Genomic DNA, 15,729 nt, shown 5'->3' with positions numbered 1-15,729 from the left:
CTATTGGAAAACATAGATTATATTGAAATCATTGGGTTGTGTGCTGCGTTTTTAACTACAGCGTCATTCCTTCCTCAAGTATATAAAACCTGGAAAACTAAAGATGTATCTGGGTTATCTTTACCAATGTTAGTAATGTTTTTTACGGGTGTTGTGCTTTGGTTAATTTATGGTCTATTATTAAATAGTCCATCTCTAATTATGGCAAATGGAATTACTACAATTTCTTTAATGCTTTTGTTTATATTTAAGATCAAATATAACAACAGGTAAAACAAGCAATTGTAAATCATGGTTTTAACGCCAAAAAGAATATATAAAATTGGGTTATTCTTTTTAGCTGTGTTTAGTCTTAGTGCTTTACTCTTATGGTTATTCGAAAAACGTTTTGATAAAGTGTTATGGGAAAACAACTCTACGCAACGCTATCAAATGGTAGACGATCTTATTGAGTCTCAAATTCTCCTTGGTAAAACTAAAGATGAAGTCATTGTGTTGTTAGGGCAACCTTATTCAAGTTCTAATGTTGAAAAAGATATCTTCATTTACAGACTTGGAGATCAACCAAGTTTTTTTAACTCAAGAAAAGAACATTTACTTATCCTTTTTATCAATCAAAAGGTAGATGAGGCGACTTTAGCGCTCGAGTAAATGATGCATTTTAGTTTCGTCAGACAGAGCGAAGTCAAAGTCAATAAAACTATTCATTGAAGACACCTTTTTCACTTTATCGAAACTTTGTTACATTCGTCTATTGCTGTATTTATTTGAAAACAAGATGTTTATTGTGGACTTTTTAAAATAAGGGCTTCAAAATAATAATTCCATAAAAATGCATCCAAATGATACTCCAAATTTGGATAGATAAATATTTTAATAGTATTTCATAGAGCTATTAACCACAAAAAACTATCAAATGAAAATAGGAGTCCCAAAAGAAATCAAGAACAACGAAAACCGAGTTGGTATGACACCAGCAGGAGTTTACGAACTCATTAAAAATAATCATACAGTATTTGTACAAAAAGACGCAGGTTTTGGAAGCGGTTTTTTTGATGAAGACTATAAAGATGTAGGAGCTACTATTTTAGACACTATTGAAGAGGTATATACCTCTGCAGAGATGATCGTAAAAGTAAAAGAGCCTATTACTGAAGAATACCCATTGATTAAATCGCATCATGTGGTTTTTACCTATTTTCATTTTGCATCGAGCGAGCCTTTAACGAGAGCCATGTTAAATAGTGAAGCAGTTTGTATTGCTTATGAAACAGTTGAAGATCAAGACGGCTCACTACCATTATTAACGCCAATGTCTGAAGTGGCTGGTCGTATGGCAATTCAACAAGGGGCAAAATATTTAGAAAAACCCATTAAAGGAAGAGGTGTATTGTTAGGAGGAGTTCCGGGAGTACCACCAGGAAAAGTATTAGTACTAGGTGCAGGAACAGTAGGTATACAAGCGGCTAAAATGGCAGCTGGTTTAGGAGCACATGTGACAATTATGGATATTAATATGAAGCAATTACGTTATGTCAATGACGTAATGCCAAACCATGTTGTTACTGAATTTTCTAGTGAATTTAATATTAGAAATCGTATCAAAGATCATGATCTAATTATTGGTGGTGTGTTGATTAAAGGAGCAAAAGCGCCAAAATTAATCACTCGAGATATGCTAAAAGACATGCGGCCAGGAACTGTTGTAGTTGATGTTGCCGTAGATCAGGGAGGTTGTATCGAAACAACCAAAGCTACGACACATGAAGATCCGACGTATATTATAGATGATGTAGTACACTATTGTGTAGCCAACATGCCAGGTGCGGTGCCTTATACATCGACCCTAGCTTTAACTAATGTTACTTTACCATATGTGTTGCGATTAGCCAATCAAGGTTGGGAAGTAGCTTGTGCTAAAGATAAATCCCTCAGAAAAGGACTTAATATTGTAAAAGGTAAGATTGTATACGAAGAAATCGCAGAAGCCTTTAACTGGTCTGTAGATGCTATGTAAATCGTATTTTACTGACAAAATTTCTTAACTTTATTTTGGCGCACTATTTGCTATTCATTTAGTACATTTACAGTATTAAAATTTAAAAAATTATGTTAGGATATTATATATTAATTGGTGGGATTGCATTAGTGAGTTGGTTGGTAAGTAGTACGCTTAAACGAAAGTTTGCTAAATACTCTAAAATACAATTGCGTAATGGTTTAAGTGGTCGTGAGATTGCGGAAAAAATGTTGGCAGATAATGGCATTTATGATGTTGAGGTAATTTCAACACCTGGTCAGTTAACAGATCATTACAATCCAAAAAATAAAACAGTTAATCTTAGTGAGGCCGTTTACAATCAGCGAAATGCTGCAGCTGCAGCTGTTGCTGCTCACGAAGTAGGGCATGCCGTACAACATGCGCAAGCTTATAGTGCTTTAGGAATGCGCTCAGCTTTAGTACCTATTGTTAGCGTTACTTCTGGTATGTCAACCTGGGTTGTCTTTGGAGGATTAATTTTAGGAGCAGCAGCTGGAGTAGGATTTGGTTATTGGGTTGCTGTAGCTGGTTTAGTGATGATGGGTTTTGCTACCTTATTTAGCTTTGTAACCTTACCGGTAGAGTACGATGCCAGTAATAGAGCTTTAGCTTGGTTAAAGAATAAAAATATGGTATCTCAAGAAGAGTATAAAGGTTCTGAAGACGCGCTTAAATGGGCTGCAAGAACTTATTTAGTTGCTGCAATTGGCTCACTAGCTACATTACTGTATTGGGGACTACAAGTCCTTGGTGGTGGTGATTAATTATTGAAAATATTATTTAAAAGCTCTGAGAAATCAGAGCTTTTTTTGTTTTGATGATATTTTAAATCTTATCCGATACTATACAAAACACTTGTAATTATGAAACGTATTATTTTAATTTTTATAACATTGATTTGTATCGGATGCTCAAAAGACGATAATACTGAAGCTAAAGAACTAGAACTTGGGGATGCGGCTTTAAGAGCTAAAATTGATGGAGAACTTTTTGAGATTGAGATTAATCAACTAACAATGCATAATTATCAGAACGCAGGAAATGGAGGGGGAGGTTGGACAGTAGGAGGATGTATATCTGGAACAAGTGAATGTATCTATCTTTCTACATTAGATCATACATATGATCCTAATGGTCTTCAAGTGGGTGAAATTGTAAATTTTGAATTTTTATATAGTAATGCTAATAAGCACTATTATAATTATAACTACAATCTAACAGGTCCTGTTTCAAATATAGCAGACATTCCTGTAGGACAATTTGAAATAACGGAAAGAACAGCAATTTATGTTAAAGGTGTTTTTTCTTTTGTAGCCCATGATTATGATAATGATGTTTCTGTAAATATTACAGATGGTATATTTAAAGCTATGATTGAGGATTAATACGAGCAGAGATATTATATCTTTATCTGCCTATTAATTTGCTCTTGTAACGAAATAAAAGTTTCTGTACGTGAAACCCCTTTTATAGATTGTATCTCAGAATTAAGAACATGCATTAAGTGCTCATTATCTTTAGATAAGATTTTAATAAAGATACTCCAATGCCCAGTTGTGTAATGACATTCTATAACTTCAGGGATTTTTTTTAATTGTTTTACAGCTTCGGGATTACTAACGGCTTTGTCTAAATAAACTCCTACAAAAGCCATAGTGGTGTAACCCAGAACTTTTGGATTTATAACAAATTTTGAGCCTGCCAAAAGTCCAGATTTTTCAAGCTTTTTAAGACGTTGGTGAATAGCTGCTCCAGATATACCAACATTACGGGCTATTTCGAGAATGGGAGTTCTGGCATCTTCCATTAAAGCTCTAAGTATCTTTTTGTCAATACCATCAATGTAAATTCCTTTATCGTTGATTTTCATATAGAGTTCTTTTTCACTTCCCACAAACAGGAAACCTCATTATTATAACTTATAAGTTAAAAGTAGTAAATAGATTTCAAATTAAAACCCTTTTATGCATTTAAAGGGTTATAACCCAGATAAGGAACTTCTTTTTCATTAAAAATTACTCCATAGGTTTCTAACTCTTCTAAGATAGGCGCATACACTTCTTTTGTAATAGGAATTTGTACACCTGGTGTTGTTATCGTACCATTTAAAATTGCCAAAGTAGCCATAGCAACTGGTAATCCCACAGTTTTTGCCATCGCTGTATATGTTTGATCTTCTCCTACAACAACCATTGTGGCATCTATTTGATGTTTTTCACCATTAAGTTCATAACCAAACTTATGATACATTACAATCATATCTTTGTCATCTTCATTTAAGGTCCAGCTATCCATTAAAATTTTCTGTAGAATTTGAGCTGGAGTTGCTTTGTCGAGTTCTACCATTTTTTCACCATTAAAAATGTCTAATTCTAAAAATTTATCCCAAACAATATCATCCTGATCAATTTTAAGGGCATGTCTAAACTTTAGTTCTACAGAATCAGTTGGGCTGTACGGTAAAAAAGCATTAACAAAATCGCGATAGCTCATGTTAGCACTATCATCTATAGTATAGCTATCATCGGTCATACCTAACTGTACAAAAACATGCCATGCTCTACTAAAGCCCACACGTCTCATGGTGCCTCTATATAAGGTGCTGGCATGGTCTAATCCATACACATGTTGGTACTTAAGCGAATCTCGGTTTGCATAAGCTTCAAAACGTCCGTAACCATCAATATCTAAAAATTCTGTACGTCTAAACAAACGATCATAAGGAATATATTTAAACTGATTTTCCTGTAAAAATTTGGCAGCTCCTCCTTGCCCTGCAATCACAACATTTCTTGGGTTCCAGGTAAACTTATAATTCCAGAGGTTATTATCACTTTCTGGTGCGACTAGTCCACCAGTAAATGATTCAAACAAAATCATTTTTCCACCTCTATCTCTTATTTGGTCAATCACTTGCATAGCACTCATGTGATCTATACCAGGGTCAACACCAATTTCATTCATAAAAACAAGATCATTAGCCTTTGCATCCTCATCTAAGTCTTGCATTTCTTTACTTACGTAAGAAGCCGTTACCATATGTTTTTTGTATGTAATACAATCTTTAGCAACTTCGATATGAAAACGAGCAGGTAGCATAGATACAACGATATCAGCATTTTTTATAGCAGCGCTTCTGGAATTTGCATCAAAAACATCCAGGTGAATAATATTGATTTTTGAATCGCTACCAACTAATTTTTTAGCATTGTCTACATTAAGATCACCAATGGTAATTTCTAAATTTTCAGATTGAGATTTATCTATTAAATATTTTATGAGGTATGATGACGATTTTCCTGCACCAATGATTAAAATCTTTCGCATTATAAGTAATTTTGTAAAGCACGAATGTAATAAATACAAAAAGCAAAAGAAACCAAAATGCTACTTTACTTATGAACAAAAAGATATTAATTGCAGGCTCTGTTTTAGGAATATTAGGTATTATTTTAGGAGCATTTGCTGCACATGGCTTAGAGAAATTGGTAGGTACTGCTTCTATAAAATCTTTTGAAACTGGAGTGCGCTACCAAATGTATCATGCTTTTTTGTTTTTAATTCTTGGAGGAACTTCATTTATAAGTTTAAAAAGTAAAAGGGTGATTTTTTATTTAGTATTAATTGGACTGATTTTCTTTTCGGGTTCAATCTACGGATTGGCTACAAATGAACTCTCAAGCTTCGATTTTACGTCCATTGCGCTCATAACTCCAATAGGTGGTTTATCGTTAATTATGGCATGGGTAGTCCTATTAATCGATATATTAAAGGCAAAGGTCGATTAATGCATTTACGTACTGTTGTTTTAAAATAAAGTTTTAATTTTGCTTCTTAAACAACACAAAAATTATGGTAAACCATACACAATCAACGAAAACGATTTCGTTAGACAATTATGGCATTAAAAATGCTCGGGTTCATTATCAGTTAGCACCTACAAAACTTCAGGCCATTACCTTAGAAAAAGGAATGGGTAAGGAAACTTCTAATGGAACCTTGGCTATCAATACAGGTAGATTTACAGGACGTTCTCCAGAAGATCGCTTTTTAGTTAAAGATGATTATACTAAAGACCCTATTTGGTGGGGAGCATCAAACAAGCCAATTTCATCAGAGAATTTTGATTACTTACAAGGTGAAGTTGAAAAATACCTTAGTGAGAAAGAACTTTTTGTTAGAGATGGCTATGTGTGTGCAGATCCTAACTATAAAATGAATGTTAGAACTGTAACTGAATATCCATGGTCTAACATGTTTGTATATAACATGTTTTTAAGACCTTCTGATGAAGAGTTAGAGGATTTTGAAGAAGAATGGTTAGTACTTTGTGCTCCAGGTTATGAATGTCCAGATCCAGAAAATCATGGATTAAGACAAGGCAATTTTTCAATTCTCAACTTTACTAAGAAAATAGCACTTGTAGGAGGTTCTGCTTACACAGGTGAAATGAAGAAAGGTATCTTTACAGCTTTAAATTTCATTTTACCAGTGGAGAAAAATGTACTTCCAATGCACTGCTCGGCTAATGTTGGAGAAAATGGTGAAACTGCTATTTTCTTTGGTTTATCAGGTACAGGAAAAACCACATTATCAACTGACCAAAATCGTAAATTAATAGGTGATGATGAACATGGTTGGACAGCAGAAAACACAGTTTTTAATTTTGAAGGAGGATGTTATGCTAAAGCCATCAATTTATCTCAAGAGCAAGAGCCCGAAATTTATGGAGCTATTAAGCCAGGTGCTATACTCGAAAATATAATTATGGATGATAATGGTAATGTTGATTATGCCGATACATCTATAACACAGAATACAAGAGTAAGTTATCCTATTTACCATATTGAAAATATTAAAACACCGTCTATTGGTAATAATCCAAAGAACATATTTTTCTTAACTGCAGATGCATTTGGTGTTTTGCCTCCGATTTCAAAACTAACTCCTGCGCAAGCAGCTTATCACTTTATATCAGGATATACAGCAAAGGTTGCAGGTACTGAAGCAGGTGTGGTTGAACCGCAGCCATCATTTTCGGCGTGTTTTGGAGCACCATTTATGCCATTACACCCTGCAGAATATGCGGATATGTTAAGTAAAAAGATGAAAGAGGCTGGCGTCAATGTATGGTTGGTTAATACAGGATGGACGGGTGGTCCTTATGGAGTAGGAACACGTATGAAACTAAAATATACACGCGCAATGATTAATGCTGCACTAAATGGTGATTTAGGTAATTACACTTACGAAGATTATCATATACACTCTGTATTTGGTGTGGCGCAACCAAGATCATGTCCTGGTGTACCTACAGAAGTATTGAGTCCAAGAACGACTTGGAACGATGATGATGCTTACTACAAAATGGCCTTTAAATTGTCAAATTCGTTTAGAGAAAACTTTAAGCAGTTTGAGTCTTACGCTTCTGAAGAGATTAGACGAGGTGGACCACAGCGTTATGCATTTTAAGTTTTAAACAACAAAGAGAAATAAAAAAGCGATTCTAAATTTTAGAATCGCTTTTTTTATAAGTTAATAATCTTTATGTGTGGTTATTTACCTTTGTTAACTGCGTCAATATACTTCTGTAATGCCATTGTCATGGATGGAGTCTCAGGTGTAGGCGCTGCTATGTCTACACGTAGCCCCTTTTCTTTAACTGCCTTAACCGTTGTATTTCCAAACACAGCAATACGAGTATCCTTTTGTTCAAAATCTGGAAAATTATGGAAAAGTGATTCTATTCCAGAAGGGCTAAAGAACACTAAAATATCGTAATAGACATTTGCTAAATCCGATAAATCACTAATTACCGTTTTGTAAAATGTAGCTTGTGTCCAGTTAACATTTAGATTATCTAAGGTTTCTGGAATTATAGGTTTCACTTTATCTGTAGTTGGTAATAAAAGCGTTTCGTCCTTATATTTTTTAATTAAAGGAATTAAATCTGCAAAAGTACGCTTACCAACATAGATTTTACGCTTTCTATAAACCACATATTTCTGCAGGTAATAAGCTACAGCTTCAGATTGACAGAAGTATTTCATAGAATCCGGTACTTTAAAGCGCATTTCATCTGCTACTCTAAAAAAGTGATCTACAGAGTTTCTACTGGTTAATATAATAGCTGTAAATTTACTAAGATCTATTTTTTGTTGTCTAATATCTTTAGCAGAGACACCTTCTACATGAATAAAAGGTCTAAAGTCAACTTTAACTTTTTGCTTTTCTTGCAAGTCAAAATACGGAGAGTTCTCTATTTTAGGCTCTGGTTGCGATACTAAAATCGTTTTCACTTTCATATGTAAACCCCTTTGTTTTAAGCGTTATACTCACTAATGACCTTATATAAAAGCACATAAGGTGCGATTTCGAGAGCGCAAAGATACAATAAAAAATAAAAAAAATTGGGTTTCAGTGTTTTTTGATGGTTTTTGAATGAAGTAATAAAGCCAATGCCATTAATTAAACAAATCACTGAAAATATTGCAATTATGATAATTTCAGCAAAGCTTTTGGTATATAATAAAAACAAGTTAGCCACTAAAAAAACTAAACCAGAATAATTTTTGAAAGTAGTTTTTTGAAACAGATAATTATCAATAATAGTATCTATTTCAAAAAGGCTACCAATAAGACGTTCAAATAGGGTTTTGATTATTATAATAGTAGAAAACGCAAGAAGCAATTTTAAGAATGGTGTCAACTCAAAGTCTAAAGGAGAAATTAAAACAGAATAGCTTAGAAATAAAAATATGCTTCCAGAAATGACTAGATTAATAAAAAGAAACCCATCAAATACATCAACAAATTTTTGATCTTTTGTATAGATTTTCAGGTATTTAGAATTGCCTATAACCGACAAAAAATCATTAAAACGTAATGTGTTTACATGTTTTGCACCAACCACAGCTATTAATGCTAAGATAGTGAAAACGGTAAACCACTCATTTGTAATGAAATTTCGCATACTGCTAAATTATAAAGAAATGTAAGCTTAACATAATAAAAATCTTAAGAAACAAATAACAGTCTATAATCCGTTAAAAACTTTACTTTTGTTGAAATTTCTAAAAGTATCGCTATAGCGTGTATTAAAAGTATATGAATGTCTGACGCACTTGTCATAATTCCTACCTATAACGAAATAGAAAACATTGAGCTTATAATAAGAGCTGTGTTTTCTCAGGAGAAGACGTTCCATATTTTAGTAGTTGATGACAATTCACCAGACCAAACAGCAGAGAAAGTTAAGGAATTACAACACGAGTTTTCGAATCGACTTTTTTTGTTAGAGCGCAATAAAAAAAATGGTTTAGGAATGGCTTACATAGCTGGTTTTAAATGGGCCTTAGAGAAACATTATAACTATATTTTTGAGATGGATGCTGATTTTTCACATAATCCAAATGACCTTATAAAGCTTTATGATGCTTGTGCTAAGGGTGGTGCAGATGTCTCTGTGGGCTCAAGGTATGTAAAAGGTATAACAGTTGTTAACTGGCCAATGGCACGTATTATTTTATCGTATGGAGCATCACGTTATGTAAGATTAATAACTCGGATGAAAGTAAAGGATTCTACAGCTGGCTTTGTATGTTATAAAAGATTGGTCTTAGAAACTATAAATTTGTCGAAAATAAAATTTGTGGGTTATGCCTTTCAGATAGAAATGAAGTTTAAAGCCTATAAAAAAGGATTTAAAATTGTGGAAATTCCTGTTATTTTTAAGGATAGAATTAGAGGAAAATCAAAAATGAGTGGAAGTATTATTTCTGAAGCTATTTTTGGTGTTATTAGTTTAAAATTAAAAAGCTTATTTACTAAATAGTAAACATGAAAGGACAGACTATAATTAAAAACGCAAAGATTGTCAATGAAGGCAAAATTGTCGAAGGAGATATTCTTATTGAGAATGCTATTATTAAAGAGATTGATACATCCATTAGTGTGAAATCTGCAGATATAACCGTTATTGATGCCGAAGGTAATTACGTATTACCTGGTATGATTGATGATCAAGTCCATTTTAGAGAACCAGGTTTAACCCACAAAGCAAATATTGAAACTGAATCTAAAGCAGCATTAGCTGGTGGTATTACATCATTTATTGAGATGCCTAATACTAACCCACAAACAACAACAGTCGAAAAATTAGAAGATAAATTTAACATAGCAGCAAAGTCATCTCATGCCAATTATTCTTTTATGTTTGGAGGTACTAATGACAATTTAGATGAGATATTAAAAGTAAATCCAAAAACTGTAGCAGGTTTAAAGTTGTTCTTAGGATCCTCAACAGGAAATATGTTAGTCGATGATCCTAATGTGTTAGAAAAAATATTCTCAAGTACAGATATGGTAATTTCTGTACATTGCGAAGATGAAGCTACAATTAGAGAAAACTTAGCAAAGTATAAAGCAGAATATGGTGATGATATTCCTATGGAAAATCACCCAATCATAAGAAGTGAGGAGGCTTGTTACTTATCCTCATCAAAAGCTATAGAGCTTGCTAAAAAAACTGGGGCAAGATTACATGTATTTCATTTATCTACAGGAAAGGAAACGAATTTATTTTCAAACAAAAAACCATTAAAAGATAAAAAGATCACTGCTGAGGTTTGTATTCACCATTTGTGGTTTTCAGACCAAGATTATGCTCAAAAAGGAAGTCATATTAAATGGAATCCTGCAGTTAAAACATCTAAAGACAGGGATCAACTTTGGGACGCTTTATTAGATGACAGAATAGACGTTATTGCTACAGATCATGCGCCACATACACTTGAGGAAAAAAGTAATCCATATACGAGCGCTCCATCTGGTGGACCTTTGGTGCAACATGCTTTGGTAGCACTATTAGAAAAGTATCATCAAGGGAAAATTACAATTGAGAAAATTGTTGAAAAAGCATGCCACAATCCCGCTATATTATTTGATATAGAAAAACGAGGTTATATTAGAGAAGGTTATTATGCAGATTTGGTTATTACAGATTTAAATAGCCCTTGGACAGTAAATAAAGATAATATTCTTTATAAATGTGGTTGGTCACCTTTTGAAGGCAACACCTTTAAGAGTAGAATAACCCATACTTTTGTTAATGGACAATTGGTGTATAACAATTTTAAAGTCTTAGACGTTAAAGCAGGACAACGATTAACTTTCAATAGATGAGAAATCTAGGCATTATATTTTTATTAGCACTTTTGGTGATTGCTTGTAATACAACTGAAAAACCCAAAAAGCCAGATAATCTTATTCCTAAAGATAAAATGGAAAAGATTTTATATGATTTATACATTATCAATGCTGCAAAAGGAGTTAATAAAAGGCTATTAGAAACTAATGGTTTTGAACCAGAGTCATACGTGCTAAAAAAATATAACATAGACAGTTTACAATTTGCAAATAGCAATACTTTTTATGCTTATGATACCAATTCTTACAGGCGTATTGTTGAAAATGTAAAAACCAGACTAGAGAAAGAAAAGGAAGTGCTTGCTGAGTTAGAAAAAGTAGAAGGTAAAGCAGCCAAGCGCAAAAGAGATTCATTAAATAAAATTAAACAAAAGGCTAAAGACTCTATTAAAAAGACCCTAAAGCAAAAAGATACTACTAATCAGAAGTTGGAGAAAGGTCCTATGTTTGATAAGACGTCTTTCTAATATCCTTTAAATACAATTCACTAACGTCGTTTACAGATTCGTCAATAGGTTTAAACTCAAAACCTAGAGCATTCCTAAGCTTAGAATTATCATATTTAGTAATACTTAATGCGGATTTTGCCATTTGTTTAGAAAAACTACGTCTGGAGCCAAAAAGATTATGTTTAAGCCAATCTAGTCGCCATACCAAACCTAATAACCAAGATTTTGCTTCTCTTTTTGGTGGTTTTACATTTAAAGCGTTAGACACTTTATATTGAAAAGCTTTGAAACTTAAATTCTCTGATATTAAGATGAATCTTTCACTTTTTAAATCGCTTTTCATCAATTGGGTCATAGCATTGACAACATCAAAAACATCAATATAACCTACAACACCATTTACATAATAGCGCATACCATGATATATTTGTCTAAAGAGACTGCCACTACTACCTCCTTTCCAATAGCCAGCACCTAATATAACTCCCGGATTTACAATTACTGCATCTACACCTTCTTGTGTACCTCGCCACACTTCGAGTTCGGCACCATATTTTGTTATGGCATATACACTATTATCTGCTTCAGGATTCCATTCAGTGGTTTCAGTAATTAGTTTTTCAGGATTTGCACTATGGCCAATAGCAGCAATAGAACTTACATAACATAACTTTTTAATAGTATTTCTAATACAGAGATTAACAATATTAGAAGTGCCTTCAATATTTATTTTACGTAATTGATGATACTTATCAGGCTCAAAAGAAACAAATGCTGCACAGTGATATACATGAGTAATACCTATAAACGCTTTTTCGAGTTTCGGAATATTATTAATGTCTCCTTCAACCCATTCTATACGGTTAAATAGACGTTCTGCATTATCAGAAAAATAGGAAAAGACATGTTTTACACGTTTTAAGGTTTTTTCTCTTCTGTATATAGCACGGACAGCCTCACCATTATTTACCAGTTTATATAGTAAATGGGAGCCAACTAAACCTGTTCCGCCTGTAACTAATACCATGAGCCAAATTTACGCTTTTTTAAAATTGTCTTTTGTCTTTTAATACGGAAACATATCTTTGCTGAAATCTAATTACAAGACAACCAAAATGGAAAAGAATTTTGTTGAAGAATTAAAATGGAGAGGTATGCTACATGATAGTATGCCAGGAGTAGAAGAGCATTTGGCTGAAGCTATGCGAAGTGCTTACGTTGGTTTTGATCCAACTGCAGATTCTTTGCATATTGGTAACTTGGTACCAATTATGTTACTGGCACATTATCAGCGTTGCGGACACAAGCCAGTAGCTTTGGTAGGTGGTGCTACAGGTATGATTGGTGATCCTTCGGGTAAGTCTAGTGAGCGTAATCTTTTAGATGAAAAGACCTTACGCTATAATCAAGAAGCTATTAAAAATCAATTATCTCATTTTTTGGATTTTGAAAATGATGAAGCCAATGCTGCAGTTTTAGTGAATAACTATGATTGGATGAAAGAATTCTCGTTTTTAGAATTTATTAGAGATGTTGGCAAGCATATTACGGTAAATTATATGATGGCCAAGGACTCAGTAAAGAACCGAATTTCTGGCGAATCGTCTAACGACGGCATGAGTTTTACGGAGTTTACATACCAATTGGTACAAGGTTATGATTTTTTACATTTGTATAAGACCAATAATTGTACTATACAAATGGGTGGAAGTGACCAATGGGGAAACATCACTACAGGAACTGAACTCATAAGACGAATAGGTAACGGAAAAGGATTTGCTATTACTTGTCCTTTAATAACAAAAAGCGATGGTTCTAAATTTGGTAAGTCTGAAGGCGGAAACATTTGGTTAGATGCCAAAAGAACATCACCATATAAGTTTTACCAATATTGGTTAAACTCTAGTGATGAAGATGCTGAGAAGTACATTAAGATTTTTACGTTTTTAGATAAAATAACTATTGAAACGCTTATTGAAGAGCATAAACAAGCACCACATTTAAGAGTGCTGCAAAAACGATTGGCTGAAGAAATAACTAAAATGGTACATTCCAAAGACGATTTTGAAAATGCAGAAAAGGCCTCAAACATCTTATTTAGTAAGTCCTTTAAAGAAGATATTGAGACTTTAAATGAGGAAACGTTTTTAGATGTATTTGAAGGCGTGCCACAGGTTGAAATGACTATAGCAGAATTTAATGAAGGAATAGATATGATTGGTGCTTTAGCAGCAAAGACTAATTTCCTTAACTCTAATGGTGAAGCACGCAGAGCCTTAAAAGAAAATTCGGTTTCTGTAAATAAAGAAAAGGTAAAAGAGGATTATAAGTTGTCTTCAGAGGATTTGATAAACGATAAGTATATTATTTTAAATAAAGGAAAGCGAAATACTTATATTATTAAAGTGATTTAATAAGAAAAGTGCCCAAAATTTCTTCTGGGCACATCTAACCAATCAATCATGAGGCTAAAATTAATTCTTCTTTCTCATAGAATTAATCAAACTTTATCGCCTCCCAGTTTAAGTCGGCTTTTTTTTGTAAACCTTTCACGTCTTTTTGTATCCATTTTTTTAATGTATTATTTCCCCATGAGTTGTAGAATAAATACAGTTTTCCGTCTCTGATTTCAAAAGTTTTAGGGTCAATGTCTACCTTCTTGGAGTTAGTTGCAATGGCATAGGCACAGTAACCACCGTATTGCGGAATAAAGGCTTCAGGATTCTTGAGAAAGGAGTCTAAATTTTTTTGTGAACTAAATTTGTACTTCACTCCATCCAAAGTTGTAGAATAAGATTTTGATCCTTCGATAGCTTTGTTGTTAAAATATGCAACCACGTCATACCCTTTGGCTATATAACCTTTTTTGGTATTGTAGTCTATTTCTTGAGAAAAAACACTTGTTAATGTAGTAAAGTAGAATAAGATAAAATATTTCATATATAAGTTATTATATCAAATATGTCGAAAAGCTACACTCAACTTACAAAGCCATTAAATTACAGCCTCTAATATCTGAATTATCAAATCTACCGATAATTTCAAATTTTCCGTCATTATATACTTTTCCCAGGTCTTGCGTTGCTATAAAAGTACACGAATTGAGATTAGCTAAATCTATTACATTAACACCTCCAGTTTTATTAATTTGTTGAAGTGTGAGCGCATCTTCAGTATCTCGCGTTAAAATTTTCATCCAGGGAGGGGATTCAAAAATACCATTTCCTATAGAATAGGCTTGGCTTAGGAGTTCTGTCATACCATATTCGCTATGAATTTTGTTAACACCAAAACCAGATTTAAGAAGGTTGTGTAGTTCTTGCCGTACGATTTCTTTTCTTCGACCTTTCATACCTCCAGTTTCCATAATGAGGGTATGATTAAGATTAAATTGAAATTGTTCAACCATATCTAATAAAGCAAAAGATACACCTATGAGTAAGGTTTTTTGACCTTTAGCTTCGAGTTGATTTATAGTTTGCGCTAAATCTTCAAGGTTATTCAAATAAAAACCACTTTCAGGGTGCTTAGATTTAGTGATTAAATCATTTACCATATAGATTAGGGAAGAACCATCACGCTCTAAGTAAGAAGGTAATAAGGCTAAAACCACATAGTCTTCAATATTGCCATAAAAATATTCAAAACCTTGCAAGTAACTACTTTCATAAAGCTTAAGATCGGTTATAAGATGTTTACTGATTTTACTTCCTATTGTACCAGAACTTGTAAAGGTTTTTTCAATAGTTTTGGAAGTACTTAATACATGATGCGTTTTAAAAAACTGAATGGGTAAAAAGGGAATGTCCTTAATCTGTTTTACTTCTGAGGGATGTTTATAAAGCAAATCGCAAAAGGAGCGATATATGATATTATTTTTAAACTGAAATCTAAAAATATCTAATGCCATAGCTGTAAATTCAGCTTCAGATTTTATATTAAAAATGGCATCCTTAGAAATCATGTTGTAAAAGTATGGAAAATAAAAAAGCGCAACCAAATAGGTTGCGCTTTGATTATGCATAAAAAGAA

Annotated in this window: 18 protein-coding genes; 11 read left to right on the top strand and 7 right to left on the bottom strand. The window is 33.2% G+C overall.

Features of this window, described 5'->3' with window-relative positions:
• Positions 1 to 3 precede the first annotated feature (3 nt).
• The 5 genes from Q0912_RS10105 (at position 4) to Q0912_RS10085 (ending at position 3,426) form a co-directional block, all read left to right on the top strand.
• On the top strand, positions 4 to 273 hold the full coding sequence (locus Q0912_RS10105; RefSeq protein WP_299114642.1) for a SemiSWEET transporter: 270 nt from the start codon (positions 4 to 6) through the stop codon (positions 271 to 273).
• 18 nt (positions 274 to 291) lie between these two features.
• Positions 292 to 651 carry a hypothetical protein gene (locus Q0912_RS10100; protein ID WP_299114640.1) on the top strand — a complete coding sequence of 120 codons (360 nt, stop codon included), beginning with the start codon at positions 292 to 294 and terminating at the stop codon, positions 649 to 651.
• A gap of 265 nt (positions 652 to 916) precedes the next feature.
• Positions 917 to 2,017: an alanine dehydrogenase gene (ald, locus tag Q0912_RS10095; RefSeq protein WP_299114637.1), complete on the top strand. Its 1,101-nt coding sequence runs from the start codon at positions 917 to 919 to the stop codon at positions 2,015 to 2,017.
• A 92-nt stretch (positions 2,018 to 2,109) separates the two neighbouring features.
• Complete coding sequence (locus Q0912_RS10090; RefSeq protein ID WP_299114634.1) at positions 2,110 to 2,805, top strand: zinc metallopeptidase; 696 nt, start codon at positions 2,110 to 2,112, stop codon at positions 2,803 to 2,805.
• Between the two features lie 99 nt (positions 2,806 to 2,904).
• Positions 2,905 to 3,426, top strand: coding sequence for a hypothetical protein (locus Q0912_RS10085; protein ID WP_299114632.1), 522 nt, complete (start codon positions 2,905 to 2,907; stop codon positions 3,424 to 3,426).
• Positions 3,427 to 3,440: 14 nt separating this feature from the next.
• On the opposite strand, the gene Q0912_RS10080 is transcribed toward Q0912_RS10085, so the two are convergent.
• Positions 3,441 to 3,911, bottom strand: a complete 471-nt coding sequence (locus tag Q0912_RS10080) for an Lrp/AsnC ligand binding domain-containing protein (RefSeq protein ID WP_299114630.1) — start codon at positions 3,909 to 3,911, stop codon at positions 3,441 to 3,443.
• A 92-nt stretch (positions 3,912 to 4,003) separates the two neighbouring features.
• Positions 4,004 to 5,368 (bottom strand): saccharopine dehydrogenase C-terminal domain-containing protein, encoded by a 1,365-nt coding sequence (locus Q0912_RS10075; RefSeq protein ID WP_299114628.1) that lies wholly within the window; start codon positions 5,366 to 5,368, stop codon positions 4,004 to 4,006.
• A gap of 71 nt (positions 5,369 to 5,439) precedes the next feature.
• On the opposite strand from Q0912_RS10075, the gene Q0912_RS10070 reads away from it, so the two are divergent.
• Both Q0912_RS10070 and pckA read left to right on the top strand, forming a co-directional pair.
• The gene (locus tag Q0912_RS10070; RefSeq protein ID WP_299114626.1) at positions 5,440 to 5,829 is read left to right on the top strand and encodes a DUF423 domain-containing protein; all 390 of its coding nucleotides are present in this window, start codon (positions 5,440 to 5,442) and stop codon (positions 5,827 to 5,829) included.
• 64 nt (positions 5,830 to 5,893) lie between these two features.
• The gene (gene pckA / locus Q0912_RS10065; protein ID WP_299114624.1) at positions 5,894 to 7,513 is read left to right on the top strand and encodes a phosphoenolpyruvate carboxykinase (ATP); all 1,620 of its coding nucleotides are present in this window, start codon (positions 5,894 to 5,896) and stop codon (positions 7,511 to 7,513) included.
• Between the two features lie 83 nt (positions 7,514 to 7,596).
• Here pckA and Q0912_RS10060 read toward each other — a convergent pair whose 3' ends face one another.
• Positions 7,597 to 8,346: a uroporphyrinogen-III synthase gene (locus Q0912_RS10060; RefSeq protein ID WP_299114622.1), complete on the bottom strand. Its 750-nt coding sequence runs from the start codon at positions 8,344 to 8,346 to the stop codon at positions 7,597 to 7,599.
• A 17-nt stretch (positions 8,347 to 8,363) separates the two neighbouring features.
• Positions 8,364 to 9,014 carry a DUF4271 domain-containing protein gene (locus Q0912_RS10055; protein ID WP_299114620.1) on the bottom strand — a complete coding sequence of 217 codons (651 nt, stop codon included), beginning with the start codon at positions 9,012 to 9,014 and terminating at the stop codon, positions 8,364 to 8,366.
• A gap of 138 nt (positions 9,015 to 9,152) precedes the next feature.
• Here Q0912_RS10055 and Q0912_RS10050 point away from each other — a divergent pair, with 138 nt between their 5' ends.
• The 3 genes from Q0912_RS10050 to Q0912_RS10040 are packed head-to-tail and all read left to right on the top strand — an operon-like array spanning position 9,153 to position 11,715.
• Positions 9,153 to 9,875 carry a polyprenol monophosphomannose synthase gene (locus Q0912_RS10050; RefSeq protein WP_299114618.1) on the top strand — a complete coding sequence of 241 codons (723 nt, stop codon included), beginning with the start codon at positions 9,153 to 9,155 and terminating at the stop codon, positions 9,873 to 9,875.
• 5 nt (positions 9,876 to 9,880) lie between these two features.
• A complete protein-coding gene (locus tag Q0912_RS10045; RefSeq protein WP_299114616.1) occupies positions 9,881 to 11,224 on the top strand; it encodes a dihydroorotase in 1,344 nt (447 codons plus the stop codon).
• A complete protein-coding gene (locus tag Q0912_RS10040; protein ID WP_299114614.1) occupies positions 11,221 to 11,715 on the top strand; it encodes a DUF4296 domain-containing protein in 495 nt (164 codons plus the stop codon). The genes Q0912_RS10045 and Q0912_RS10040 overlap by 4 nt, the downstream gene beginning before the upstream one ends.
• Here Q0912_RS10040 and Q0912_RS10035 read toward each other — a convergent pair.
• Entirely contained in the window at positions 11,690 to 12,724 is a 1,035-nt protein-coding gene (locus Q0912_RS10035; RefSeq protein WP_299114612.1) for an NAD-dependent epimerase/dehydratase family protein, read from the bottom strand. The genes Q0912_RS10040 and Q0912_RS10035 overlap by 26 nt on opposite strands.
• 88 nt (positions 12,725 to 12,812) lie before the next feature.
• Between Q0912_RS10035 and tyrS the strand changes: the two genes are divergently transcribed.
• Positions 12,813 to 14,111, top strand: a complete 1,299-nt coding sequence (gene tyrS, locus Q0912_RS10030; protein ID WP_299114610.1) for a tyrosine--tRNA ligase — start codon at positions 12,813 to 12,815, stop codon at positions 14,109 to 14,111.
• 82 nt (positions 14,112 to 14,193) lie between these two features.
• Here tyrS and Q0912_RS10025 read toward each other — a convergent pair whose 3' ends face one another.
• Both Q0912_RS10025 and Q0912_RS10020 read right to left on the bottom strand, forming a co-directional pair.
• Positions 14,194 to 14,637, bottom strand: coding sequence for a YHS domain-containing (seleno)protein (locus Q0912_RS10025; RefSeq protein ID WP_299114608.1), 444 nt, complete (start codon positions 14,635 to 14,637; stop codon positions 14,194 to 14,196).
• A gap of 43 nt (positions 14,638 to 14,680) precedes the next feature.
• Positions 14,681 to 15,661, bottom strand: coding sequence for an acyl transferase (locus tag Q0912_RS10020; RefSeq protein ID WP_299114747.1), 981 nt, complete (start codon positions 15,659 to 15,661; stop codon positions 14,681 to 14,683).
• Between the last annotated feature and the right edge of the window lie 68 nt (positions 15,662 to 15,729).

It is taken from the genome of uncultured Winogradskyella sp. (genome assembly GCF_947498345.1).
In the GTDB taxonomy this organism is placed as follows: domain Bacteria; phylum Bacteroidota; class Bacteroidia; order Flavobacteriales; family Flavobacteriaceae; genus Winogradskyella.
This window is presented reverse-complemented; position numbering and strand designations above follow the sequence as displayed.

Coding starts and splice junctions, on each gene's coding strand:
- Q0912_RS10100 (WP_299114640.1), top strand. CDS start 292: ATGGTTTTAACGCCAAAAAGAATATATAAAATTGGGTTATTCTTTTTA.
- ald (WP_299114637.1), top strand. CDS start 917: ATGAAAATAGGAGTCCCAAAAGAAATCAAGAACAACGAAAACCGAGTT.
- Q0912_RS10090 (WP_299114634.1), top strand. CDS start 2,110: ATGTTAGGATATTATATATTAATTGGTGGGATTGCATTAGTGAGTTGG.
- Q0912_RS10085 (WP_299114632.1), top strand. CDS start 2,905: ATGAAACGTATTATTTTAATTTTTATAACATTGATTTGTATCGGATGC.
- Q0912_RS10080 (WP_299114630.1), bottom strand. CDS start 3,911: ATGAAAATCAACGATAAAGGAATTTACATTGATGGTATTGACAAAAAG.
- Q0912_RS10075 (WP_299114628.1), bottom strand. CDS start 5,368: ATGCGAAAGATTTTAATCATTGGTGCAGGAAAATCGTCATCATACCTC.
- Q0912_RS10070 (WP_299114626.1), top strand. CDS start 5,440: ATGAACAAAAAGATATTAATTGCAGGCTCTGTTTTAGGAATATTAGGT.
- pckA (WP_299114624.1), top strand. CDS start 5,894: ATGGTAAACCATACACAATCAACGAAAACGATTTCGTTAGACAATTAT.
- Q0912_RS10060 (WP_299114622.1), bottom strand. CDS start 8,346: ATGAAAGTGAAAACGATTTTAGTATCGCAACCAGAGCCTAAAATAGAG.
- Q0912_RS10055 (WP_299114620.1), bottom strand. CDS start 9,014: ATGCGAAATTTCATTACAAATGAGTGGTTTACCGTTTTCACTATCTTA.
- Q0912_RS10050 (WP_299114618.1), top strand. CDS start 9,153: ATGTCTGACGCACTTGTCATAATTCCTACCTATAACGAAATAGAAAAC.
- Q0912_RS10045 (WP_299114616.1), top strand. CDS start 9,881: ATGAAAGGACAGACTATAATTAAAAACGCAAAGATTGTCAATGAAGGC.
- Q0912_RS10040 (WP_299114614.1), top strand. CDS start 11,221: ATGAGAAATCTAGGCATTATATTTTTATTAGCACTTTTGGTGATTGCT.
- Q0912_RS10035 (WP_299114612.1), bottom strand. CDS start 12,724: ATGGTATTAGTTACAGGCGGAACAGGTTTAGTTGGCTCCCATTTACTA.
- tyrS (WP_299114610.1), top strand. CDS start 12,813: ATGGAAAAGAATTTTGTTGAAGAATTAAAATGGAGAGGTATGCTACAT.
- Q0912_RS10025 (WP_299114608.1), bottom strand. CDS start 14,637: ATGAAATATTTTATCTTATTCTACTTTACTACATTAACAAGTGTTTTT.
- Q0912_RS10020 (WP_299114747.1), bottom strand. CDS start 15,661: ATGATTTCTAAGGATGCCATTTTTAATATAAAATCTGAAGCTGAATTT.